Source organism: uncultured Sulfitobacter sp., from assembly GCF_947499945.1.
GTDB lineage: Bacteria > Pseudomonadota > Alphaproteobacteria > Rhodobacterales > Rhodobacteraceae > Sulfitobacter.
Map to the genome: position 1 here is coordinate 756,051 of NZ_CANMQD010000001.1, position 21,810 is coordinate 777,860.

The 21,810-nt window shown below is 55.8% G+C and carries 24 protein-coding genes and 1 riboswitch; of the genes, 6 read left to right on the forward strand and 18 right to left on the reverse strand.

The features are described from left to right. Positions 1 to 43: 43 nt before the first annotated feature. The 3 genes from cmk to trmB form a co-directional block, all read right to left on the reverse strand. Positions 44 to 667, reverse strand: a complete 624-nt coding sequence (gene cmk, locus Q0775_RS03565) for a (d)CMP kinase (RefSeq protein ID WP_298857960.1) — start codon at positions 665 to 667, stop codon at positions 44 to 46. Continuing rightward, positions 660 to 2,009, reverse strand: a complete 1,350-nt coding sequence (aroA, locus tag Q0775_RS03570; RefSeq protein WP_298857961.1) for a 3-phosphoshikimate 1-carboxyvinyltransferase — start codon at positions 2,007 to 2,009, stop codon at positions 660 to 662. Before aroA ends, cmk begins: the two co-directional genes overlap by 8 nt. Before the next feature lie 84 nt (positions 2,010 to 2,093). After that, a complete protein-coding gene (trmB, locus tag Q0775_RS03575) occupies positions 2,094 to 2,810 on the reverse strand; it encodes a tRNA (guanosine(46)-N7)-methyltransferase TrmB (RefSeq protein WP_298857962.1) in 717 nt (238 codons plus the stop codon). A 121-nt stretch (positions 2,811 to 2,931) separates the two neighbouring features. On the opposite strand from trmB, the gene Q0775_RS03580 reads away from it, so the two are divergent. Beyond that, entirely contained in the window at positions 2,932 to 3,768 is an 837-nt protein-coding gene (locus Q0775_RS03580) for a response regulator (protein ID WP_298857963.1), read from the forward strand. 21 nt (positions 3,769 to 3,789) lie between these two features. Here the strand turns inward: Q0775_RS03580 and metK are convergent, their stop codons facing one another. The 7 genes from metK to Q0775_RS03615 form a co-directional block, all read right to left on the reverse strand. After that, positions 3,790 to 4,971: a methionine adenosyltransferase gene (metK, locus tag Q0775_RS03585; protein ID WP_298857964.1), complete on the reverse strand. Its 1,182-nt coding sequence runs from the start codon at positions 4,969 to 4,971 to the stop codon at positions 3,790 to 3,792. A 5-nt stretch (positions 4,972 to 4,976) separates the two neighbouring features. Continuing rightward, a riboswitch (SAM-SAH riboswitch) is annotated at positions 4,977 to 5,025 on the reverse strand. A gap of 31 nt (positions 5,026 to 5,056) precedes the next feature. Continuing rightward, on the reverse strand, positions 5,057 to 6,544 hold the full coding sequence (lnt, locus tag Q0775_RS03590) for an apolipoprotein N-acyltransferase (protein WP_298857965.1): 1,488 nt from the start codon (positions 6,542 to 6,544) through the stop codon (positions 5,057 to 5,059). Next, a complete protein-coding gene (locus Q0775_RS03595; RefSeq protein WP_298857966.1) occupies positions 6,541 to 7,452 on the reverse strand; it encodes a hemolysin family protein in 912 nt (303 codons plus the stop codon). Before Q0775_RS03595 ends, lnt begins: the two co-directional genes overlap by 4 nt. Positions 7,453 to 7,479: 27 nt before the next feature. Then, positions 7,480 to 7,959: an rRNA maturation RNase YbeY gene (gene ybeY, locus Q0775_RS03600; RefSeq protein WP_298859933.1), complete on the reverse strand. Its 480-nt coding sequence runs from the start codon at positions 7,957 to 7,959 to the stop codon at positions 7,480 to 7,482. A 44-nt stretch (positions 7,960 to 8,003) separates the two neighbouring features. After that, positions 8,004 to 9,029 carry a PhoH family protein gene (locus tag Q0775_RS03605; RefSeq protein ID WP_298857967.1) on the reverse strand — a complete coding sequence of 342 codons (1,026 nt, stop codon included), beginning with the start codon at positions 9,027 to 9,029 and terminating at the stop codon, positions 8,004 to 8,006. A gap of 133 nt (positions 9,030 to 9,162) precedes the next feature. Further along, on the reverse strand, positions 9,163 to 9,483 hold the full coding sequence (locus tag Q0775_RS03610) for a hypothetical protein (RefSeq protein ID WP_298857968.1): 321 nt from the start codon (positions 9,481 to 9,483) through the stop codon (positions 9,163 to 9,165). A gap of 12 nt (positions 9,484 to 9,495) precedes the next feature. After that, positions 9,496 to 10,071 (reverse strand): OmpA family protein, encoded by a 576-nt coding sequence (locus tag Q0775_RS03615; RefSeq protein WP_298857969.1) that lies wholly within the window; start codon positions 10,069 to 10,071, stop codon positions 9,496 to 9,498. A 322-nt stretch (positions 10,072 to 10,393) separates the two neighbouring features. Between Q0775_RS03615 and Q0775_RS03620 the strand changes: the two genes are divergently transcribed. Together Q0775_RS03620 and Q0775_RS03625 are read left to right on the forward strand one after the other, a co-directional pair. Beyond that, on the forward strand, positions 10,394 to 10,753 hold the full coding sequence (locus Q0775_RS03620) for a hypothetical protein (RefSeq protein WP_298857970.1): 360 nt from the start codon (positions 10,394 to 10,396) through the stop codon (positions 10,751 to 10,753). A 98-nt stretch (positions 10,754 to 10,851) separates the two neighbouring features. Beyond that, positions 10,852 to 11,034, forward strand: coding sequence for a hypothetical protein (locus tag Q0775_RS03625; protein WP_298857971.1), 183 nt, complete (start codon positions 10,852 to 10,854; stop codon positions 11,032 to 11,034). Here Q0775_RS03625 and miaB read toward each other — a convergent pair. Then, positions 11,031 to 12,347, reverse strand: a complete 1,317-nt coding sequence (gene miaB, locus Q0775_RS03630; protein ID WP_298857972.1) for a tRNA (N6-isopentenyl adenosine(37)-C2)-methylthiotransferase MiaB — start codon at positions 12,345 to 12,347, stop codon at positions 11,031 to 11,033. The genes Q0775_RS03625 and miaB overlap by 4 nt on opposite strands. 129 nt (positions 12,348 to 12,476) lie before the next feature. Between miaB and Q0775_RS03635 the strand changes: the two genes are divergently transcribed. Beyond that, entirely contained in the window at positions 12,477 to 13,355 is an 879-nt protein-coding gene (locus Q0775_RS03635; protein WP_298857973.1) for a glycosyltransferase family 2 protein, read from the forward strand. Positions 13,356 to 13,359: 4 nt separating this feature from the next. Here Q0775_RS03635 and Q0775_RS03640 read toward each other — a convergent pair whose 3' ends face one another. From Q0775_RS03640 to Q0775_RS03655, 4 genes are all read right to left on the reverse strand, one after another. Further along, positions 13,360 to 13,938, reverse strand: coding sequence for a Hint domain-containing protein (locus tag Q0775_RS03640; protein ID WP_298859935.1), 579 nt, complete (start codon positions 13,936 to 13,938; stop codon positions 13,360 to 13,362). A 12-nt stretch (positions 13,939 to 13,950) separates the two neighbouring features. Then, positions 13,951 to 14,250, reverse strand: a complete 300-nt coding sequence (locus Q0775_RS03645; RefSeq protein WP_298857974.1) for a hypothetical protein — start codon at positions 14,248 to 14,250, stop codon at positions 13,951 to 13,953. Then, a complete protein-coding gene (locus Q0775_RS03650; RefSeq protein WP_298857976.1) occupies positions 14,243 to 14,626 on the reverse strand; it encodes a hypothetical protein in 384 nt (127 codons plus the stop codon). Before Q0775_RS03650 ends, Q0775_RS03645 begins: the two co-directional genes overlap by 8 nt. Positions 14,627 to 14,814: 188 nt before the next feature. Further along, entirely contained in the window at positions 14,815 to 15,210 is a 396-nt protein-coding gene (locus tag Q0775_RS03655; RefSeq protein WP_298857977.1) for a hypothetical protein, read from the reverse strand. Positions 15,211 to 15,296: 86 nt separating this feature from the next. On the opposite strand from Q0775_RS03655, the gene Q0775_RS03660 reads away from it, so the two are divergent. Both Q0775_RS03660 and kdsA read left to right on the forward strand, forming a co-directional pair. After that, the gene (locus Q0775_RS03660) at positions 15,297 to 16,409 is read left to right on the forward strand and encodes a class I SAM-dependent RNA methyltransferase (protein WP_298857978.1); all 1,113 of its coding nucleotides are present in this window, start codon (positions 15,297 to 15,299) and stop codon (positions 16,407 to 16,409) included. A 15-nt stretch (positions 16,410 to 16,424) separates the two neighbouring features. Continuing rightward, complete coding sequence (gene kdsA, locus Q0775_RS03665; protein ID WP_298857979.1) at positions 16,425 to 17,270, forward strand: 3-deoxy-8-phosphooctulonate synthase; 846 nt, start codon at positions 16,425 to 16,427, stop codon at positions 17,268 to 17,270. Positions 17,271 to 17,522: 252 nt separating this feature from the next. Here kdsA and argE read toward each other — a convergent pair whose 3' ends face one another. From argE to Q0775_RS03680, 3 genes are all read right to left on the reverse strand, one after another. After that, entirely contained in the window at positions 17,523 to 18,677 is a 1,155-nt protein-coding gene (gene argE, locus Q0775_RS03670; RefSeq protein WP_298857980.1) for an acetylornithine deacetylase, read from the reverse strand. Between the two features lie 24 nt (positions 18,678 to 18,701). Further along, complete coding sequence (locus Q0775_RS03675) at positions 18,702 to 20,771, reverse strand: FAD-dependent oxidoreductase (RefSeq protein WP_298857981.1); 2,070 nt, start codon at positions 20,769 to 20,771, stop codon at positions 18,702 to 18,704. Between the two features lie 98 nt (positions 20,772 to 20,869). After that, positions 20,870 to 21,808 carry a LysR family transcriptional regulator gene (locus Q0775_RS03680; RefSeq protein WP_298857982.1) on the reverse strand — a complete coding sequence of 313 codons (939 nt, stop codon included), beginning with the start codon at positions 21,806 to 21,808 and terminating at the stop codon, positions 20,870 to 20,872. Positions 21,809 to 21,810: the final 2 nt, after the last annotated feature.

The window sequence follows — 21,810 nt, forward strand, 5'->3', positions numbered from 1 at the left end:
TAATAGAAAAATATCACGCTTTGTTCGTGTCGGCCCGCGCGCCTCAGGCTTTCACGCCGCCTGCCATCGCAATTGCGGCAACAGCTGCTGAAACCGCTTCATCAATGGACAGACGAGAGGTGTCGATGATCGTCGCATCCGCCGCAGGTTTCAAAGGGGCCTCAACCCGCTCCATATCACGCGCATCGCGGGCTTTTACATCCGCAAGCACGGTCTCGTAGCTGTCAGCTATTCCACGCTCCGACAGCTCGGAAAAGCGGCGCTGTGCGCGGACTTCAGCACTAGCCGTAACAAAGAGTTTCACATCCGCATTTGGGCAAATCACCGTGCCAATGTCGCGCCCATCAAGCACGGCACCCCCAGAACGCGCGGCAAAGCTGCGCTGGAAATCAAGCAATGCTGCGCGGACTTCTGCGATCACCGCGACTTTGCTCGCCGCTTGTGCCACATCGGGGGTTCTCAGGCTGTCACTCTCAAGGTCTTCAGGGGCCAAGGAACGGGCAGCTTTATGTGGCTCGCTCCCTGCCAGTACTTTTGCACCAACGGCACGGTAGAGCAGGCCCGTATCGAGATGGGCAAAGCCAAAATGCGCGGCGACGGCCTTTGATACCGTGCCCTTGCCCGCTGCGGCAGGACCGTCAATGGCCACAATAAATCCGTTATCCATCACGGCTCACCCATGCACCGAGGGCTGTCATCAAAGGCTCGAAGATCGGGAAAGATGTCGCGATGGGGCCGCCGTCATCCACCCGCACAGGCGCGTTCGCAGCCATACCGAGGATCAGGAAGGACATTGCGATGCGGTGGTCCAACTGGCTGGCGCACAGCCCACCGCCCGCGACATTGCCGTGCCCTGCGCCTGTCACAGTCCACCAATCCTCCCCCTCGTCGACGTCGATGCCATTGGCCCGCAGACCTTTTGCCATAGCGTCAATGCGGTCGCTTTCCTTGACCCGCAACTCGCGCACGCCGCGCATCACGGTCTGCCCACTTGCATAGGCGGCAACCACGCTGAGGACGGGATATTCGTCAATCATGCTGGCGGCACGGGCGGGCGGCACTTCGATCCCTTTCATGTCAGGCGAGAAGCGTGCCCGCAGGTCTGCAACAGGCTCACCGCCCTCAACCCTCTCGTTCTCATAGGTGAGGTCCGCACCCATTTCACGCAGCGTGGTGAACAGGCCAGCACGTGTGGGGTTAAGCCCGATACCCGGCACCAGCACGTCAGAGCCAGGAACAACCAGCGCGGCGCAGACGGGAAACGCGGCGGAAGATGGATCGCGCGGCACTTCGATGTGTTGCGCGTTTAATTCGGGCTGGCCCGTAAGCGTAATTTCGCGCCCCTCAGCTGTTTCCACGACCGACACTTCCGCGCCAAATCCTAGCAGCATCCGCTCTGTATGGTCGCGGGTGGCTTCTTTCTCGATTACCACTGTTTGCCCGGGGGCATTAAGCCCCGCGAGGAGAACAGCAGATTTTACCTGCGCGGAGGGAACAGGCACAGTATAGCGCACGGGAACAGGTTCGCGCGCGCCAACCAATGTCATGGGCAAGCGGCCCCCTGAACGGCCCACAGCCTGACAGCCAAAAAGCGCCAGCGGGTCCGTCACACGCGCCATAGGGCGACCATTGAGGCTGGCATCTCCACTGAATGTTGCGGTGATCGGCTGGGTCGCCATCGCCCCCATAATCAGGCGCACGCCCGTGCCAGAGTTACCACAATCAATCACGCCATCGGGCTCGGTAAAACCGCCGACACCGACACCGTGCACAGACCATTTTCCGCCGCCGTGATCCGTCACTTGTGCGCCAAAGGCACGCATAGCCTTTGCGGTATCAAGGACGTCCTGCCCCTCAAGTAACCCAGTGATCGTTGTCTCGCCTACACACATCGCCCCGAGGATAAGCGAGCGGTGCGAGATCGACTTGTCTCCTGGCACATCTGCGGTACCGCGCAGCGGATCGCAAGCAGTTGACGTCATTGGAATTGGATCACCATGGCCCGACATGTTAGCGCCCTCATTTTACAGTTACAGACCTTCTAAACTGCTCGTTGAAGCAGGTCCATGCCGCGCCGCAATATTCAGGCGCTGTTATACACGTCGGAACGTAAGATAGTGCGGCGTACGACCCTCGCGCAGGGCTTTTTGCTCATAACGGGTCGAGATCCAGTCATCCCAAGGCTCACGCCAGTCGGCAGGACGCTCGGCCAACCATTCAAAACCAAAGCGCGGCACTTCCTCCAGCGTTTGGCGCACGTAGTCCTCAATATCAGTGGCTACCCGAAAGATGGAGCCGGGCTTGAGCACGCGGTGCAGCGGGACAAGATGTTCTTCGGTTACAAAGCGGCGGCGATGATGGCGGGTCTTGGGCCAAGGATCAGGATAAAGGAGGAAGGCACGCGAAATGCTCTGCGGGGCAAGAACGTCAAACATGTCGCGCACATCGCCGGGATGCACTTTGACGTTATCCACCTCTGCTTTACGGATTTTGCCCAGCAGCATGGCCACACCATTAATATAGGGCTCTGCCCCGATGATACCGACATCCGGATTGCTGGCCGCTTGATGTACCATATGCTCGCCGCCACCAAACCCGATCTCGAGCCAGACAGGCCTGCCCCCGAACATCGCGTCTGTGTCCAGCAAATTGCGCTCTGGATTATCATCCCAGCTTACCCGGCCGGGCGAAAGTGATGCGAGGTCTTCCTCAAGATATTCCTTTTGGGATTGCTTGAGGTTGTGGCCCTTGAGGCGACCATAAAAATTGCGGCGGGGTCTGACTGGTGTCTTTGAATCTGGCGTTTTCATGCCAGCGATGTAGCGGGGATGACGCGGCGCTGCAATGGGTTGCCCTTCTTCTCAAAGTGAACAGATATTTAAGACCCTGTCGCGTAAAACTGTGGCAACCCGGACCCGCAGGAGACACCAGATGAGCCAACTGACCAGAATTCACCAAAGCCCCCACCTGAAAGCTGCTGTTGCGCCAGAATTTGCCAGCATCCTGATTGTTGACGACAATGATTTCGACCGCACGCGCCTCAAAAAGCTTTGCCGCGCTTTTGACTTCACAACCCATGTTGTTGAGGCCTGTTCCCTATCGGATTTGCGCGACCGCCTCAAAAAGGATCGGTTTGACCTGATCTTACTGGATTACCACCTCAACGATGGGACGGGCCTTGAAGGGGTTGAGATCATTCGCGCCGATGCAGTGAATTGTACGGCGGCCACAGTGATGATCACAGGCACAGAACAGAACGATATTGCCATACAAGCGCTCAAACTGGGGTTCAGCGACTATCTGGTTAAGGACGAGATTTCGCAGCTAACCCTCACAAGAGCTGCAATCATCGCATTACAAAAATCACAACTGGCCCGCGCCATGGCAGCCCATATGGGACAGTCCGCAATGGTGAACGAGACCGTACAGAGTTTCTCGCGCGGTTGTGCGCAAGATATCAAACCGATTGTCAGCCGGATCATGCGGCAGATGCGCGGCCTGCGTGAAATCGGCCTGATCAAGCCTGAAGATGCAGCGCTGCGGGTCGAACAGGTTGAAGGGTCTATGCGAAGGCTATGGGTGTTTCTGGATGATCTCGATCATCTTGGTGGATCGGTCTCAGCAGACGGACCTACCATTCCTGAAACCCGCGACGGCAATGGACCTCCAGCTTCGGGGATCAATGCAAGGGTCCCGTCTATTCGCCCGAAGAAGCCGACCCTCAATTCATCAAAACCGCCGTCAATCTTTCGGCGCAGGCCAGACTAGCACTGCGCCGAAAGTGGCAGTTTAGACTGCTGATTTGAGCTTTTCTGCCAAATCAGTTTTCTCCCAGCTGAAACCACCGTCAGATTCAGGCGCGCGGCCAAAGTGGCCGTAAGCAGCTGTGCGTTGATAGATCGGTTTGTTCAGCTGCAAATGCTCACGGATACCACGCGGGGTGAGGTCCATCGCTTGGGCAATTGCACGCTCAATCGCTTCGGGATCAACTTCGCCTGTGCCGAAAGTGTCGCAATAAATTGACAAAGGTTTGCTCACCCCGATGGCATAGCTAAGCTGGATCGTACATTTGGACGCCATGCCTGCGGCAACGACATTCTTCGCAAGATAGCGTGCGGCATAAGCTGCGGAGCGGTCTACTTTTGTAGGGTCTTTGCCAGAAAATGCACCACCGCCATGGGGGGCTGCCCCGCCATAGGTGTCAACAATGATCTTGCGTCCAGTAAGACCCGCATCGCCATCAGGGCCACCGATCACAAATGTACCCGTGGGGTTCACCCACCATTCAGTGTCGGCTGAAATCCATCCCTCAGGCAGCACTTCACGGATATATGGCTCAACGATGTTACGGATGTCCGCGCTGGTCTGGCTCTCATCGGCGTGCTGCGTGCTGAGTACAATCGACGAGACGCCAACGGGTTTGCCATCCACGTAGCGCACAGAAAGTTGGGATTTTGCATCCGGGCGCAGCGTAGGCTCTGTCCCGTCTTTGCGCACTTCGGCCAAGCGGCGCAGGATCGCGTGGGCATAATGGACAGGGGCGGGCATCAGATGCTCTGTCTCATCCGTCGCGTAACCGAACATAATGCCCTGATCGCCAGCGCCCTCGTCTTTATCTTTGGAGGAGTTCACACCTTGGGCGATATGCGCAGATTGCTCGTGCAGCAGGTTTGTGATCTCGACAGTCTCGTGGTGAAACTTGTCCTGCTCATATCCGATGTCCTTGATACAAGCCCGCGCGATGTCCTCTATCTTGCCCATGTAGCTGTGCAGCTTGTCACGGTCAGACAGTCCGACTTCTCCGCCGATCACAACGCGATTGGTGGTGGCAAACGTCTCGGCCGCGACCCGCGCTTCTGGCTCTTCGGCGATGAACGCGTCGAGCACAGCATCGCTGATCCGATCGCAGACTTTATCTGGGTGGCCCTCGGAAACGGATTCCGAAGTGAAAACATAGGATTTGCGGGACATGAACGTGCTCCAATAAAAATCTTGCGCCACGTCAGGAAGCCGTTGTGGTGCGTTGGGTCCGAAGTAATCTCCCCCGCCTGAGGGGTCAATCGCTATTCGGTTTGCGTACGGTGCCTGCCGATATGCGCAACACCCCTGCGAGCACGAGCAAAAGCACCACCACAGGCCAATCGCCCGTCCTGCTATAGAGAGTGGGCGCAAGAGGTGCCGGAAGAGGCGCGTCAATATAGCCCGCCTCCCCCATGCCAAGGCTTCGGAGGATGCGCCCGTGAGGATCGATCATGGCGGAGATGCCCGTATTGGCGGCACGCGCCACGGGTAAGCCTTGCTCAATCGCACGCATACGAGCCTGAGCGAGATGCTGTTGCGGACCTGCATATGTGCCAAACCATGCATCGTTGGTGGCATGGATAATAAAATCGGGCCGGGCGGGGCTGGCGTTCACGTCATGGGCAAAAACAGCCTCATAACAGATCAGCGGAAGTGCAAGGCCCAGTGGCCCGAGGTCTAACAGGGCCGCACCCTCCCCCGCACTAAAGCCTGCACCATGCTGGGGGGCCATGCCGTAAATGCCAAATCGCGCCATGAAGTTTCCCAAAGGGACATATTCGCCAAAGGGCACTAGATGGTGCTTGTCATAAAGCTGGGTCACGTCGCCTTCGGGCCCGAGAGTGACCAGACTGTTGTAATGCCGCCCCTCTTCGGTGCGCTGCACGCCGAGGATAACAGGTTTCCCGCGGGCAGCGGCGCTGATTTCGCGCAGGATCGTTTCGGAGTAAGTAAGGTTCCACGGTATTGCAGTCTCAGGCCAGATCACCGCATCGGGCGCACTCATATTTGGGTCCGCAGGAGCCGCTGTAAAGCGGAGTTGACGCTCATAAAAGATGCCGATCTTTTCAGGATCCCATTTTTCGTGCTGGGGCGCATTGGGTTGCACAAGGCGTAGCACCGTCTGCGTCATTACCGGAGGGGACATCTCGGGGCGCGACCAGATAAGAACGATAAGAACCGCCCAAGTGGCAAAGCGCATCGCAATTGTCTGGCTCCCGAGCATGGCAAAGGCATAGGCAACCGCCAGCATCAACAGGTTGAGGCCGTGCGGACCGATCCATGCCAACACCTGCCCGCCGAGAGTATCCACCATCGCCTGCGCAGGTGTGGCCCACGGAAATCCTGTAAAAACATAAGCACGCAAAAGCTCGACCCCTGCCCAGCAGGGGATCAATACCCAAAGTTGCGCGGACAATCGACGGGACAGATAGAACGCTAAGGACCAAAAGAGCGCACCACCTGCGGCCATAAGAATAACGGCAAAAGGTGCCATCCAGCCGTGCTGGGCAGCGTCCACCAAGAAGGGCGAAACGATCCAATGCAGCGTGATCGCAAAATAGGCAAATCCCACAACAAACCCGACGGTCGCAGCCTCAAACGGGTTTCGCACCCGACGCATTGTCTCAAACCCGATAAATATCCCCAGCATCATCATGCCAGAGAGATCGAATGGCGCTTGGCCAAGGGCTGCTACAGTCCCTGCAATAAGCGACAGGAGCGTACCCTTTAGCCGTCTGCTCATAAAGTAGGAGAGCCGCTCATCCGGACACGCAGCCGTTTGATGCGGCGCGGGTCGGCGTCCATCACTTCGAATTCAGGTCCATCGGGATGCACAACAACTTCGCCGCGCGCAGGCACACGGCCCGACAGCATCACCACCAGTCCGCCCAGTGTGTCGATCTCTTCCTCGTCCACGTCATCGTGGTCGGTAAGGGATTGACCCACCTCAGCCTCGAATTCCGACAAAGGTGTCTTGGCAAGAGCAAGATATTGGCCCGGCTTTTCCTCGGACCAATAGACCACATCTTCGTCGATATCATGCTCGTCTTCGATCTGGCCGATGACCTGCTCAATCAAATCCTCGATTGTAACAAGCCCATCCACACCGCCGTATTCATCAATCACCAGCGCCATGTGCCGACGCTCTGCCTGCATCTTGGTGAGAAGCACGCCGATGGTCATCGACGGCGGCACATAGACCAACGGACGAACCATTTCAGCCAGATCAAAATTTTTTGCAGTGCCGCTAAAGCCGAACTGCAATGCCAGATCCTTGAGATGCGCAAGCCCCACAGGGGTGTCGAGCGTGCCGTCATAGACGGGTAGCCGCGTCAAACCGCTTTCCTTGAAGACCGTCACCAACTCGTCCATCGTCGAAGTGACTGGCACGGCGGTAATATCCGCCTTGGGGATCATCACATCGTCCACACGCATGCGGCGCAGATTACCCATGCCAGTCGTCCCTCGCTCGCCGTTGGACGCAGAGGGGGCGTCTTCATCCGGCGCTTCGGACGGGCTGAGCGCCCCAATCACACGGCTGAAAAATCCGGCTTTACCGGGCTCCACCTCGTGGTGGTGGCTTATGTCGTCGGGGAAGGTTTGGTCCTGCGCGCTTTGCGCAGCTGTAGAAGATCCGTCAGTGTCGCCCATTGGGTCCTGTCTCTGGAAGCGGCGGTCTCATGAGGCGCCTGTGATCGTGATATCGGCAGTATATGGGTCATCCAGACCCAAATTGCCAAGAATTTCGACTTCAATCCGCTCCATAAGCGCGGCATCGCCGTCGGTGATGTGATCGTACCCTAGCAAATGTAGGGTACCATGCACAATCAGGTGAGTCAGATGATCTGCAAAAGGTTTGCCTGCCGCCCCTGCTTCGCGTGCGCATGTGTCATAGCTGAGCGCGATATCGCCCAGCTCGAACATCTGGTCAAAGCCGCGTTCGGGTGGTGGCGGGGCTTGCCCTTCGGCGGGGGGCGCCAAAGGTTGCGTGGGCCAACTGAGGACATTTGTCGCTGTCGGTTTATCCCTGAACTCGGCGTTTAGGGTCGTGATGCGCCCGTCGTCGCAGGCAAGCAGTGTGACTTCGCACTCCTCTGCAGCCAACTGCATGTGGAACAAGGTTGCTTTCACTGCGCTAGTCGCAAGCGATGTGAGCATCTCCTCGTCCCATGCTTCTGCTTCAATCAGGATGTCGAGCGTGTTCACGTGTCGCGTTCGAGCGCACGCTCGGCATCAGCTTCATAGGCTTCAATGATGGCGGCGACCAGTGGATGGCGCACAACGTCTTTGGATGTGAAATAGTTGAAGCCGATCTTGGGGATATGCTTGAGCATCCGCTCGGCATCGGCGAGCCCTGACGCTTGGCCGCGCGGCAAGTCAATCTGCGTCCGGTCGCCCGTGATCACCATGCGAGAGCCCTCGCCCAGTCGCGTCAGAAACATTTTCATTTGCATGGTGGTGGCGTTTTGTGCCTCGTCGAGCACGACGAATGCATTACTCAGCGTGCGTCCCCGCATGAATGCCAAGGGTGCAATCTCAATCGTCTTTTCCTCTCGCAGTTTTGCCAATTGCTTGCCTGGCAAGAAGTCGTTGAGCGCATCATAAAGCGGTTGCATGTAAGGATCGATCTTCTCGTCCTGCGTGCCGGGGAGAAAGCCCAAACGCTCCCCTGCCTCAACGGCGGGACGGCTCAGGATGATCTTGTCTACTTTGCCACTCAGGAACATCGACACGCCAACGGCCACGGCGAGATAAGTTTTACCAGTACCCGCAGGCCCGATGCCAAAGGCCAACTCATTCGCGAACAACGATTTAACGTAATCTTTTTGCGCTTTTGTGCGCGGCTCCACACGCTTTTTACGGGTCTGGATTTCAATGCTATGCGTGATCGGCATTTCGATCTGATCGCCTGCACGCACACCTGTATTTGTTTCGGAATTTCCCATACGCAGGATCATATCCACATCAGCAGGCTCAACACCGCGTCCACCCTCAAGACGCGCATAAAGCGATTGTAGCACTTGGGCCGCGGCTTCGGTCGCGTGCGCCTCCCCAATCAACGTGAGGAAATTGCCACGCCGCACGATCTGGACCTCAAGCGCTTTTTCAATCGCCGCAAGGTATTGGTCATAAGGACCGCACAGATCAATGAGCAACCGGTTATCAGAGAATTCAAGCACGGGGCCCGGGGGGCCGGTCTCGGGCGTGATCGTATCAGATGTTGGCAAGGGCGGTGTCCTTTCGCAGTGCAGAAGCTAACAAATAGGCGCTGGTTTGGGCATTACCAGTGCGCCCATACAAAAAGGGCCGCAGTGAAAAACACTCCGGCCCCGTTTCAATGTCATGTGAGGTAGAGCAAGGTCAGATCGGGTCGCCGATAATACCAGTTGCGCCCTTTTTGAAGTCACCCACTGTTTGGGTTGGCGGAGCTACGCCAGAGCAGACAGGCTTGCCGTACTTGTCGAGACGTGCGGACAGATAGCCCTCGACACCGTCATCAATAATCCAATGGTCACAGCCGTTTGGATCAACCCAAATTCCGGCCTCAAGTTGGCTGAGGTGCTTTTTGTCGATGCCACGATCTAAGGTTTTGTCAGGGCCATTTGCGCGGACCTGAAAATCCTCACACCCAGCTACAACAGTTGCGAAGGCGACAAGCGCAGTGATTTTCAATATATTCATGTACTTATCCCCTTAACGGACGCAGATAATTTCGACGCGGCGGTTCTTTGCCATGCCAGAAGACGAGCCGTTGGAGGCAGCCGGTTGACGCTCCCCGTATCCGCGCACATCAGCAATACGCGCGCCAGACGATTTCGCCACCTTCGCGACTGCATTCGCGCGGTTGAGCGACAGGCGCATGTTGTATGCGTCAGAGGCACGGCTGTCGGTGTGACCTGTGATGATATAGCTGGTCGCGCGGGTCTTGCGGAAGAACTCGTGCAGGCGGGCCTGACCATGCTTGGAAATACGTGCCGAGTTGGTGGCAAAGAACTGGTCGCTTTGCATTACGCCACAGACGTTCCCACGGCGACAGACTGGGATACCCTGACGGTTCGTATGGGGCGTCATGTAGCCCTCGACACCATCGTCCATAACCCAGTGCTCACAGCCATCTGGATCAACCCAGATCGTTGGAATATACTGACCTTTATCGCGGCCCTGTTGTGATTTCGTTTGCGCGCTGACAGCGGCGCCTTGCAGTGCCAGAGTAGCAACAAGCGCTGCCCCCGCGGCCATGCGCATTACCTTGAAAAGTGTGTTAGCCACAGCTCTTTTCCTTTTATCATTCCCCCGAGGTGATCTTTTTCGAACTACGGCAGCAGCCCGGATCATCCCCACATGTCCTAACGGTATGCAAATCGGCAGGGTGAGGAAAGTCCAATGTGGCAGATACCGCAACAACGCGCCCAGAATCCGCAGATTTAACGTATTTTGAGGACCCATACGGGCAAAATTATACCAAATTCCAGACGTTATGGGGCGCGATCGATGCGAATCTGCGCGACTCACTGCATGCCTGTGGTGCAGGGTCGGGGTCTGGCAAGCTGCTGAAAGGAATCTCTTCGGTCACCCGAGTCTGCACAAGCGAATGCGCCACTTATTGACGTCTATTGGTCTTTTCCGCAGCCCCTACTCCTATCTTGCCACTCCCGACATGATGGGTTTGCGCAAGGATTATGCCGTACATGTAGCGCTAAGACCTGTTTTACCGATTGCAGTGCGCAAACCAGACCTTTTCGATCCTGCGAAAGCTGCATGGGCAAAATATATCTTACTCCGTTGGCCGCGCCGTGCCGATTTTTTGGGAGCGCCTGCGCATTGGCCTTCCTCCGATCCGATTGTGCAAGACCTCGCAACCATGCAGATCGCGCCGGAGCAGCCCTATATCTACCGCCTGAGTTCTTATGGCGCGGTGGCCGAGCGGCGCAGTTTGGGTGTACGTTTGTAAAAGAAGTCGCACAGCTTCTGTTTGGCGGGACAAAGGATTGGGACTGGCGCAAGCTCCTCGCTGAAGCGGCGGCACGTGTAGGGCTTGATCTGAGTGAGATGAGCACAACTATAAAAGGCGGGGATCATCTGGCAGAGCTGAATGCAAATCAGGCCGCGTTAGAGGTGGCTAACCATTGGCGCGTGCCTTGTTTTGTATTTGAGGGCGAGCCGTTCTTTGGTCAGGACCGCGTGGCGCTGCTGCGCTGGCGATTGGATCAGCGCAGCATTGCAAAGCGTTAGATTTCAACTGCAGTGAGGGAGTTCGTCATCGCACGGGTACAGCGCACGCGAACCACATCGCCAATCTGTGCGGTGGCATTATCGATATGGACTGAATGCAGATATTCGGATTTGCCCAACATCTGTCCCTCCTGCCGGCCTGCCTTTTCGACCAGCACGCTAAGCTCACGCCCAACCATACTTTCCTGGATGGCGTATTGCTGGCGCGAGATCAGCGCTTGGAGGCGTTGCAACCGTGCATCGGCTTGCGCAGGATCAACCTGCGCACGCTCCGCGGCAGGCGTGCCGGGGCGCGTTGAGTACTTGAAGCTATACGCATATCCGTAGTTGACCTCTTCCACCAAATCCATCGTGGCTTGGAAGTCCTCCTCGGTCTCTTCGGGGAAGCCTACAATGAAATCACCGGACATCATAATGTCGGGACGGACCTCGCGAATACGCTCGATCAACCGCAGATAGCTTTCGGCCGTATGCTTACGGTTCATCCGCTTAAGGATGCGGTCAGAGCCTGATTGCACAGGCAAATGCAGATAAGGCATCAACTGCGGCGTATCTGCATGGGCCGCAATAAGGTCATCGTCCATGTCGTTAGGGTGGCTGGTCGTATAGCGGATACGCTCTAATCCGTCCACCTTTCCCAGCGCACGGATGAGTTGCGCCAGTGTCATACCACCATGGTAAGCATTAACATTCTGACCCAGCAACGTGACTTCGCGCACACCGCGCTCGACCAGTTCCTGCGCTTCACGCACAACTTGCTCTGCGGGTCGGGAAACTTCGGCACCGCGGGTATAAGGGACAACACAGAAGGCACAGAACTTGTCACAGCCTTCTTGGACCGTCAGGAAAGCAGCTGGTGCGCGCTTTGCCTTTGTGCCGCGCCCTTTGAGGTGGTTGAATTTGTCCTCTTCGGGGAAATCCGTGTCGAGCGCCGTTTTGCCCTCACGCACCCGCGCCTCCATCTGGGGCAAGCGGTGATAGGATTGCGGGCCGACAACCAGATCCACTGCGGGCTGGCGACGCATTATCTCGGCGCCTTCGGCTTGCGCTACACATCCTGTCACGCCAATCTTGAGATTGGGGTTCAACTCCTTCAGTGGCTTCATACGACCCAGCTCGGAATAGACCTTCTCGGCGGCCTTCTCACGGATATGGCAGGTGTTGAGCAGGATCATATCCGCATCTTCTGCCTTGTCCGTGGCGACATAGTCTTCAAGGCTCTCGGCCATGCGTTCGCTGTCATAGACGTTCATCTGACAGCCATAGGTCTTGATAAAGAGCTTCTTGGGGGTGTCTGTTTTTGTCTCGGACATCGGGCTCGCCTGCGTATGAAAGATCGGGAATGGGGTGCCGCGGGAGGTAACAGCGTGTGCGCCATCTTGCAATGCACGGCGAATTAACCGATTCTATCGCAAAACCCAATGATGGTGATACAGGTAACTATGGATAACTTGCGCTACACTTCGCTCAGTCATTTTGTGACAACGCAAAAAGCAGCCCTTGCCAAGGGGCCGATTGCCATTGTGCTGGTCGAGGATGATGTCGAAGTAGACACAACCCTACGCCATCACCTGCAACTGGGATTTGCCCATGTTCTTGTCCTGATGCCAGCCGTGTTTGATCTGCCGCGCGACTTGCAAGAAACTGTGCATCGCATCGATTTTGACCTCTCCCAGCAGGATGCGACACAGACCGCAATCAATACAATCATTGACGCAGCACCAGGCCAGTGGATTTTCTACTGCTACAACGCCGAATTCCTTTTCTATCCCTTCTGCGAAACGCGTGCCGTAACCGAGATGCTGGCGTTTCATACAGAAGAGCGTCGGGATTCCATGCTCACCTATATCATCGACCTTTATGCCGATGATCTGGACGTGAACTATGACGCCGTTTCGCTTGAGCGCGCGCATCTGGATCGTTCGGGGTATTACGCGCTGGCACGGCCCGACCCTGAAAACCATGGCCACCCGAAAGAACGGCAGCTTGATTTTTATGGCGGTTTGCGTTGGCGCTATGAAGAGCATGTCCCCTCCTCACGTCGCAAGATTGACCGCATTGCGATTTTTCGCGCAACAACCGGCCTTAAATTGCGCGAGGACCACACGTTTACGAATGAAGAATACAATACATATTCATGTGCATGGCATCACAACCTGACCGCAACAATATGCTCGTTCCGCACTGCAAAAGCGCTCAAATCCAACCCGGGCAGCCGATATGAGATCGAAACATTCAAATGGCACAACTCTGCGCCCTTTGAATGGCACTCCCGCCAGCTCCTTGATCTGGGATTGATGGAACCGGGGCAGTGGTTCTGACACCCTAGGTCAGTGACGGCTCTAGTGCCTGCGCTATCAGGGCTTTCGCATTTTTCAGGTGCCGCGCTACCAGTTCTTTTTGCAGCTTGCCTGACGGAATATAGGCTGCTGAGACGGCCTGATAATTCAGTGCGGACATCTCGGGAAACAACGCCTCAAGCTCGGCCCGCGCCTCATGCGGTACAGATTTCAACGCTTGTGGGCCTGTGAACAGGCTCTCGCTTAATGTTCCTTCGGCCCAGATGACCTCATGGCTGTCGAACAGTATGTGGAAATACTCGACCTCACTGGCCTCCTCATCAACATAAATACCGGGCAGCGCGGTCAGCTTGATCGCTGCGATCAACGCATCGCAGGTGCCGAACATCCGCTCGGCCACTTTGGAACGAACCAGTATGCGGTGTTGGCGGCTCACCATCAGATCACGCAGCGGAAGACCGTCGCCCAAGGCACCCGCCGTGATCCGCACGGGACGGTGTTTGGGCTGGCGGCATAAGGCGGCACCTTTCAACCTGGTTGAGCTAATCCATCGAATACGCTTGCTCCCGCCGCTGGCCACAAGGACCTCATCCCCGATGCGCAGTGTCTCAACAGGTTAAGCACCCCGCACCGTTTCAATGAGCGCACCACGCGTAAAGCAAAGTATTTCCTCAACATTCCCGAACAGCGTAAAGATATCTGAAGGCGTGATCGCCGGATTGTTCACACCAGTATAATAGTCGATCGGCATGGTGGAATAGAACACATTGCCCGCACCCACCGGATAGGTGAACGCCACAATATGCGTCGGGTCCGATGTCGTCAAAAGCGGCGTGGCCCCCGGAGGAAGTGAGCTAAGCTCAACGAAGCCGTGATTGGAATAATTGCCGCCATCAAAAGTTGAATCGTCAATCACCCCGTTCGGTCCGTTGGTGAACGCCGTCGGCGCACCTGCGGCCACGTTCACATCTGTTGCACTTGCAAAAATTTCGCAGCGATGTAATGCCACCGCCTCCCGGCAGAATGGTTTGCGCGTTTGTCACATAGCGGTCAAAGATGATGAGGTTCATGCCGCCATTCACAGCCGCAGCAATATCGGGCAGGTTGGCCATATATTCAGCACCAAAGCTGCCATTGCTGGGGTTTACTACATACAATGAATCGAGTGACGCAAGCTGGGCCGTATTGGGCACAGTTACGTTAACGGCAATATCGCCGTTGTTCGTAATCTCGTTGACCTGACTTGCTATGCCCTGCCCGTTTGTCATTGAATAGTAGCCAACCGTGGCCATGATCCCAATCCGGCATAATGAATATACCATTCACCATGACGGGCCATTGCGTTTAATTTTGGAAACAATCTAGCTTAATTTTGGAAACAACCGCCGCAATTAGGCCTGATTGGTGAGCATTGAGAGACAATGTATGTGATTGTTTCCGAGAATTTAGGTAATCTGAGGCGCTACAAAGGCGGCCTCGCCTAATCCGAGATGGGCCTATTAATTTTGACCCTGCTTTGCGGCATCTGGCTTGTGACGGGTGCCGATTGGGCCGGGCCAGCGGATGCCGCTGTATCTCTAATGCCCATCTGTTTCAAAATTTTAGCTTCTTCGCTACCCTCGGCATACCCCAGTGCGTCAATAGCATCTGTTTGGGGAGCTGCCTCGCCTTGCGTGCGCGGGTCTGTTGCACCAATCACCCAGAACGCGGCATTCTCTACCAGACTGCGCAACTGCGGATCGGTGCGCAGGGCAACCACCAAACAAGCCATAAGGCCAAAGCCTATAATACGCCCCGCAATGCGGGCCTTGCGCGCACGTGAGCGACGATTGATGAGCCGCTCTTCGCGGTATGTCTCTGCAAATGTCATGAACATGGATTAACCGCAAAACACGGCCATATTTTGACAGACAGCGTAAAAACCACGTGCAGCGGCGGCACACAGCCACTAGACCAAGGATTATGAGTGAATCCCAACCTTTCGAGATATTTCTTGTCACCGTTCCAGGATTGGAAACAGTCCTGTGCGAAGAAGCGCTGGAGCGTGGTTTCACCGGCGCTGTTGCCGTGCCGGGCGGTGTGACATTTCAGGGCAACTGGCACGATGTTTGGCGGGCCAACCTCACCTTGCGTGGCGCGACACGTGTGCTGGCGAGGATTGGCGGCTTTCTCGCCTTCCATCTGGCGCAACTCGACAAACGCTCGCGTAAATTTCCATTTGGTGATCTGCTGCGCCATGATGTGCCCTTAAGGGTTCAGGTCGCAACTAAAGCGTCGAAAATCTACCATGCGGGCGCCGCGACACAACGGATTGAAACAGCGTTGAAAGACACTCATGGCCTGACGCTTGATCCCGAGGCGACGCTGGTCCTCAAGGTACGCATCGACGACAACAACGTCCTGTTCAGCCTCGATACTTCAGGCGAAAGCCTGCACAAGCGCGGCCATAAAGAAGCTGTCGGCAAAGCACCTATGCGCGAAACGCTGGCCTATCTGATGCTGCGCAAAGCGGGCTACACAGGGTCCGAACCTGTTGTTGACCCCATGTGTGGCTCTGGCACGTTTGTCATTGAAGCCGCAGAGGTTGCAGCAGGATTTCTGGCCGGACGCTCGCGCAGCTTTGCTTTTCAAGACCTCGCCAATTATGACGGCGCAACCTTTGAAGCGATGAAGGAAGTCGAAACAAGAACGCCTGATTTCCGCTACTATGGCTCCGACCGCGATGCGGGTGCGATCCGCATGGCAAAAGCAAACGCCGATCGTGCAGGCGTTGGCGTCATGACCCAATTCGTCAACCACGCCGCAGGGGAGCTTATGCCCCCTGAAGGACCAAAAGGCCTTGTGATCGTGAACCCGCCTTATGGCGCACGCATCGGCAATAAAAATCTGCTCTACCCGCTGTATGGTACGCTGGGGCAAACCCTGCTGACACGGTTTAAAGGCTGGCGCGTGGCCCTTGTCACTTCCGAGCCTGCATTGGCAAAAGCGACCAAACTCCCGTGGAAACCCCAAGGTCCCGCAATTGCCCATGGCGGTATGAAAGTGTGGCTTTGGCAGACGCCGCCGCTTAGATAACAAAGGACACTCATAATGACCAATATTAATGTAGCAAACCTAACGCTCGGCAACGACCTGCCCTTCACGCTAATTGGCGGCATGAATGTGCTGGAAAGCCGCGATTTGGCCATGCAAGTGGCCGAGCATTATGTCGAAGTCACATCCAAACTGGGCATCCCTTACGTCTTCAAGGCGTCCTTTGACAAAGCAAACCGCTCTTCCATTCAAAGCTACCGTGGACCGGGCATGGAGGAAGGGCTAAAGATCTTTCAGGAGATCAAGGCGACATTCGGCGTGCCCGTCATCACCGACATCCACACGGAGGCGCAATGCGCGCCCGTGGCCGAGGTCTGTGACATACTGCAAGTGCCTGCCTTTCTGGCGCGTCAGACCGATCTGATTGCTGCCGTGGCCGCAACTGGAGCCGTGATCAATGTAAAAAAGCCCCAGTTTATCAGCCCACCGCAGATGCAGAACATCGTAGAGAAGCTGCGCGAATGTGGCAACGACCAGATCATGCTGTGTGAGCGCGGCGCGTGCTTTGGCTATGACAATCTGGTGGTCGATATGCTGGGCATTCGCACCATGCGCGATGTGTCAGGCGACGCGCCGATCATTTTTGACGTGACACATGCCCTGCAAATGCGCGATCCGGGGGGCGCCGCCTCAGGTGGACGCCGTGCCCAAGTGGCAGAGCTGGGCCGTGCAGGTTTGGGCGTAGGTCTTGCTGGACTGTTCCTTGAGGCCCACCCCGATCCCGACAAGGCGCTTTGTGACGGGCCAAGCGCACTGCCGCTCGATAAGCTGGAGCCGTTTCTGGCGCAAATGAAGGCGGTTGATGATGTGGTGAAATCATTGCCGCCGCTCGATATTGCTTGAGTGGACTATCAGGCCACAATTGGCAGGCTTAACGAACCATTCAAAAACGGTCGTTTTTGGGGCGGTCGGTGCAAATGCAGCGCATGGCGGCTCTGAGCCCACTTTGCCGAGTTTCTGTGTCGCAGCAAATGCCCGGTTAAGGGAACCTACAAACGGACTTAACAATGGCCACGCTAAGGTCGCAGAGAGATTTCGGCCATACCCAAGATCGTTCTTGTAGAAAGTGTTGAGGACCCCGCGATCTTGTATGCTTCAGGACGCTGACCTGAGCGCGTTCGAGATATTCTCCATCATCGCGTCACAGGCAAAAAGATCACTTTTGGTTAAACCTTCGTCCGGCTTGTGCCCGTCAGACGCCATCTCCCCGGGTCCGATCACGACGGTTTTGAGGCCAAGCTCTGCAAAAAATCCCGCCTCGGTTCCGAAGGGCACCTTGGTTATGCCAAGATTGCCAGCCATCGTGTGAGCCCACGCAACAGATGTATCTGATGGATCGCTGTTCAGACCGGGATAGGCATTGATTACCTCAACTGTGACGGGTGGTGCAGATTGATGAGCAGCGCTCACATTTTTGGCGACGTCCTCGATGTCGCGCTGGATATTCTGTGCTGGTGTTTCGACAAGGTGGCGAAACTCCATGTGCAACACGGCAGTCTCAGGAACGATATTTAAAGCACGTCCACCGTGGATTTCACCGATATGCACTGTCGAATACGGAATGCTGTATGCGTCATCATGAGGGCCAGAAGCCAGTCGGGCTTGAAGTTTGCGGGTTTGATGCACGAAATCGGCGGCGACGTGAATGGCATTCACGAACTGGGGCGCGAGAGCGCTGTGGCCTGCTTGGCCGTGGCAAGTCACCTTGAGGGCTGTCTTGCCTTTGTGCCCTGTTGCAACCTTCATCGATGTTGGTTCTCCAACGATCACGATGCGTGGCTTACCAATCAACTGGCGCAGTTCAGGCATCATTTGCCGTATCCCGACGCAGCCAATTTCCTCGTCATAAGAAATCGACAGGCTGAGCGGAGCTGAAAGGGGCGTTTTCCCTACTCTCTCTGCCAGCGCTAAAGCAGAGGCAAGAAAACCCTTCATATCAGTGGTTCCGCGACCAAAGATACGGTCCCCCTCGTCGGTTAGCAAAAACGGTGGTCGCGTCCAAACCTGCCCGTCAACTGGCACCACATCTGTGTGGGCGGACAAACAAACGCCGCCTTCGACATCGGGTCCAATCGTTGCGAACAAGCCGGCCTTGTTTCGGTCAGGCGACCAGATGCGCGTCACTTTAAAGCCTGCATCTTGCAACAGGCCCTGCACCCAATCGATGAGGTCAAGATTGCTTTCGTGGCTGACTGTTGGAAAGGCTATCAGCTTTTCCAACAGTTGCAGAGTCCGTGTTGAAGTGGTCATTTAAATGCCTGACTGGTTACTGCGTTAATCCACTGCAAGCTGCGTGATTTCGCGCCGGAATGGAAGCTCATCACCGATGTCCTCACCATCCAGCTCGCGTGCATAGCGGTGGCCTGCATAGGTTGCCCAAGCAATCGGCCCCGGTGCATTTGCATCACCGATCAGCTTTACAGATTTAATGCCTGCATCCGCCCATTCAGCCTCCCGCAGCTTTAGATCGTTATACACTGTGTTGTTCTCGATCCGTGATGACACGAGCAAAACGGCATCACACGCAAGAGGTCGCGTTATCTCGGTGAACATACAATTGGTCACAACATGATCCTTCGCGATCTCTGTAACGCCACGGTTGAGTTCGATGGTCACACCCATTTTGGCCAAGCGACGATGAATTTCATGCTGTTCAAGCGTATTGAGCGTCCATTCACTGACATACGCTGCCGGTGTGATCAGCGTGACGCTACAGCCCTTTTGGATCAGAAGTTCTGCCATGACTCCGCCCATGTAGTAATGGTCGTCGTCATAAATCACGACATGGCCCGTTGGGTTTGCATTCCCCATCAAGTCATCTGGCGTGAAAATCGGCATCGCGTTATCAGTTGGGAACGGAACCACATGTTGGCGCGAAACACCGTCGCGTCGCCACTTTGCACCCGTCGCGATACAAATGTTCTCAAACCCGAATTCAAGGATACTGTCCGCGTCGAGTTCGCTGTCAAAGTAGCTTTCGACATTTCCCTTTTGGCTCAACTGGTATTCACGGTAATCTGCCACGCGCCCCCATGCGCTCAGACCGGGAAGATGGCGTTCGCGGGCCACGCGTCCGCCCAGAACCGTTCCCGCTTCGGCCAATGCCACGTCATAGCCGCGCTCGGCTGCGGCACGTGCCGCCTCAAGCCCAGCAGGACCCGCGCCAATCACAAGAACATTAGAGCTGTTGCCTTTGAGGTTCATCCGTTCGGGATGCCAGCCCTTGCGCCATTCTTCCATAAAGGTGGGGTTCTGCGTGCAGCGGCTGATCGACATTGTCATGTCGCCTGTGACACAAATATTGCAGCCAATGCATTCACGGATGTCTTCGATCCGACCTTCTTCGATCTTTTTAGGCAAGAACGGATCGGCAATCGACGGGCGTGCGCAGCCGATGAAATCCAGCGTGCCAGATTTTATCATCTTGACCATGACATCGGGGCTAGTAAAGCGCCCAACGCCAACGATTGGTTTGTCGGTTAGCTCGTGGATACCTTTGACCAAATCATGTTGCGCCGCCTCCTCTTTGAAACGAGACGGGCCAGAGCAATCTTCCCACGTCCCTTGCGCCAAATCCCATAGGTCAGGCAAGTTGCGGTTCATTTCCACAAACTCACGAACCTCGGCATTCGAGAAGCCAAGTTCTCCGATAGATTCATCCAATGAAACACGTAATGTGATGCCCATGGTATCACCCACAGCATCGCGCATGTCCGCAATGACTTCATTCACAAACCGCGCACGGTTTTCCAAACTGCCGCCATATTCGTCCGTGCGGTGGTTCGTTGCACGGCTCAGAAAATGTTGGAAAATCCCGAACCCATGCGCCCCGTAGAGACAGATCAGATCAAAACCAGCTTCTTGGGATCGCTTCGCCGCATTCACAAACCAACGCCGTAAGTCTTTGATATCGGTTTTGTCCAAGGCGCGGGCCTGAACCGGATCATTGGTAAACGTGCGAATAGGCTGTGCGGAGACAGCCATCGGCACCTCTTTGGTATAAAGGTTCGGACCATTCACACCTGAATAGGCCAGCTGAATGCCCGCCAACGCACCGTGCTCTTTCATCTTGTCAGACATTTTGTGCAGCATGGGGATGTCTTTATCTTCCCAAAGGCGTAGCTCAATAAAAGGCGTGATTTCAGAGGTGTGATGCATCTCGCACTGCTCGGTAAAAATAACGCCCCAGCCGCCCTCTGCCTTCGACCCGCGCATGGCTGCGGCCGCAGATGGATCACGGTATCCGCCGCCATTGCAGTGTGGAACCTGATAAAACCTGTTCTTGGCCGTGACCGGCCCGATCTGCATGGGTTCAAAAAGAATGTCGTAGCGAGGGTCACGCACGGGGAATACTCCTGCAAGGGAAAGGGTGTTGAACCAGTGGTGACAGAATAATGGGTTAGGCTAAAGTCGCGGTTGCGAAACCCCAGCTTAGGCTAGAGTTAAGCCACGTCGGTGATCGGCAGCCCCGGAAAACCCCAGTTAGAAACTGTCTGCGTCGTATGATCGATAAACGCGTTTACCGATAGAATGCTGCGGGCACCTTCGGGCACGATAAAGCCCAATCGCATCGGGCGATGGGTGCCTTCGAGAGGAATAAACCGCAATACGCGCCCATCCGGAGACAGATCCGAATGCGGACGAATATTGGCAACGGAAAAGCCGAATCCATTCGCGACCAGTGACCTCATGACAGCCATATCGCGCGTCCGCTCAACAATGTTGGGGACAACGCCAGCGCGTTCAAAAATGCTCATAAAATAGGTGCGGCTTATTGGGAGGTCGAGCAGCACCATCGGATAGTCCGCTAGAATTTCGGCCGAAACCGTCTTGCGGTCCGCAAGGGGGTGATCAGCGGCAACCACCGCATAAAGCGGCAAGGACCGCAGAGGAATGAACTCCAAATCTGGCGGCACCTCAAGATCGTAAGAGAGAGCCACGTCAATATCTGCGCGTCGCAGTTTTTCGATGAGAGTCCGTTGGTCACACTCAATCTGCGACATGCGAACATCTGGATGCGTTTGCTGAAACCCGCGGCGGATTGCAGGCAAGAGAACCTGTGCGAATGTCAAAAGGCACCCGACGCTCAGCGGACCCTGCACTACGCCAGATATCGCACCGGCAAGACGATTTAAGCTATCGGCCTCTGCCAAGACCTTTCGGGCTTGCTCCATAAATTGCCGACCAGGTTGTGTCAGGCTTAATCCATGGGCGTGTTTTCGAACGAACAACGGCAGACCAAACTCGTCTTCCAGCTGGGAAATCGCGGCTGAAATTGAGGGCGACGAAACGTTGACTTGCGCACTTGCTTGCGCAATCGAGCCGTGCTCACCAACAGAGACGAAGTATTCCAGTTGCCGAAGGGTAAATCGCAAAGCCATAC

Bases quoted from the DNA above. Each gene is read 5' to 3' on its own strand.
- cmk (WP_298857960.1), bottom strand. From the start codon at position 667: ATGGATAACGGATTTATTGTGGCCATTGACGGTCCTGCCGCAGCGGGC.
- aroA (WP_298857961.1), bottom strand. From the start codon at position 2,009: ATGTCGGGCCATGGTGATCCAATTCCAATGACGTCAACTGCTTGCGAT.
- trmB (WP_298857962.1), bottom strand. From the start codon at position 2,810: ATGAAAACGCCAGATTCAAAGACACCAGTCAGACCCCGCCGCAATTTT.
- Q0775_RS03580 (WP_298857963.1), top strand. From the start codon at position 2,932: ATGAGCCAACTGACCAGAATTCACCAAAGCCCCCACCTGAAAGCTGCT.
- metK (WP_298857964.1), bottom strand. From the start codon at position 4,971: ATGTCCCGCAAATCCTATGTTTTCACTTCGGAATCCGTTTCCGAGGGC.
- lnt (WP_298857965.1), bottom strand. From the start codon at position 6,544: ATGAGCAGACGGCTAAAGGGTACGCTCCTGTCGCTTATTGCAGGGACT.
- Q0775_RS03595 (WP_298857966.1), bottom strand. From the start codon at position 7,452: ATGGGCGACACTGACGGATCTTCTACAGCTGCGCAAAGCGCGCAGGAC.
- ybeY (WP_298859933.1), bottom strand. From the start codon at position 7,959: ATGCTCACATCGCTTGCGACTAGCGCAGTGAAAGCAACCTTGTTCCAC.
- Q0775_RS03610 (WP_298857968.1), bottom strand. From the start codon at position 9,483: ATGAATATATTGAAAATCACTGCGCTTGTCGCCTTCGCAACTGTTGTA.
- Q0775_RS03620 (WP_298857970.1), top strand. From the start codon at position 10,394: ATGCGCCACTTATTGACGTCTATTGGTCTTTTCCGCAGCCCCTACTCC.
- Q0775_RS03625 (WP_298857971.1), top strand. From the start codon at position 10,852: ATGAGCACAACTATAAAAGGCGGGGATCATCTGGCAGAGCTGAATGCA.
- miaB (WP_298857972.1), bottom strand. From the start codon at position 12,347: ATGTCCGAGACAAAAACAGACACCCCCAAGAAGCTCTTTATCAAGACC.
- Q0775_RS03635 (WP_298857973.1), top strand. From the start codon at position 12,477: ATGGATAACTTGCGCTACACTTCGCTCAGTCATTTTGTGACAACGCAA.
- Q0775_RS03650 (WP_298857976.1), bottom strand. From the start codon at position 14,626: ATGGCCACGGTTGGCTACTATTCAATGACAAACGGGCAGGGCATAGCA.
- Q0775_RS03655 (WP_298857977.1), bottom strand. From the start codon at position 15,210: ATGTTCATGACATTTGCAGAGACATACCGCGAAGAGCGGCTCATCAAT.
- Q0775_RS03660 (WP_298857978.1), top strand. From the start codon at position 15,297: ATGAGTGAATCCCAACCTTTCGAGATATTTCTTGTCACCGTTCCAGGA.
- kdsA (WP_298857979.1), top strand. From the start codon at position 16,425: ATGACCAATATTAATGTAGCAAACCTAACGCTCGGCAACGACCTGCCC.
- argE (WP_298857980.1), bottom strand. From the start codon at position 18,677: ATGACCACTTCAACACGGACTCTGCAACTGTTGGAAAAGCTGATAGCC.
- Q0775_RS03680 (WP_298857982.1), bottom strand. From the start codon at position 21,808: ATGGCTTTGCGATTTACCCTTCGGCAACTGGAATACTTCGTCTCTGTT.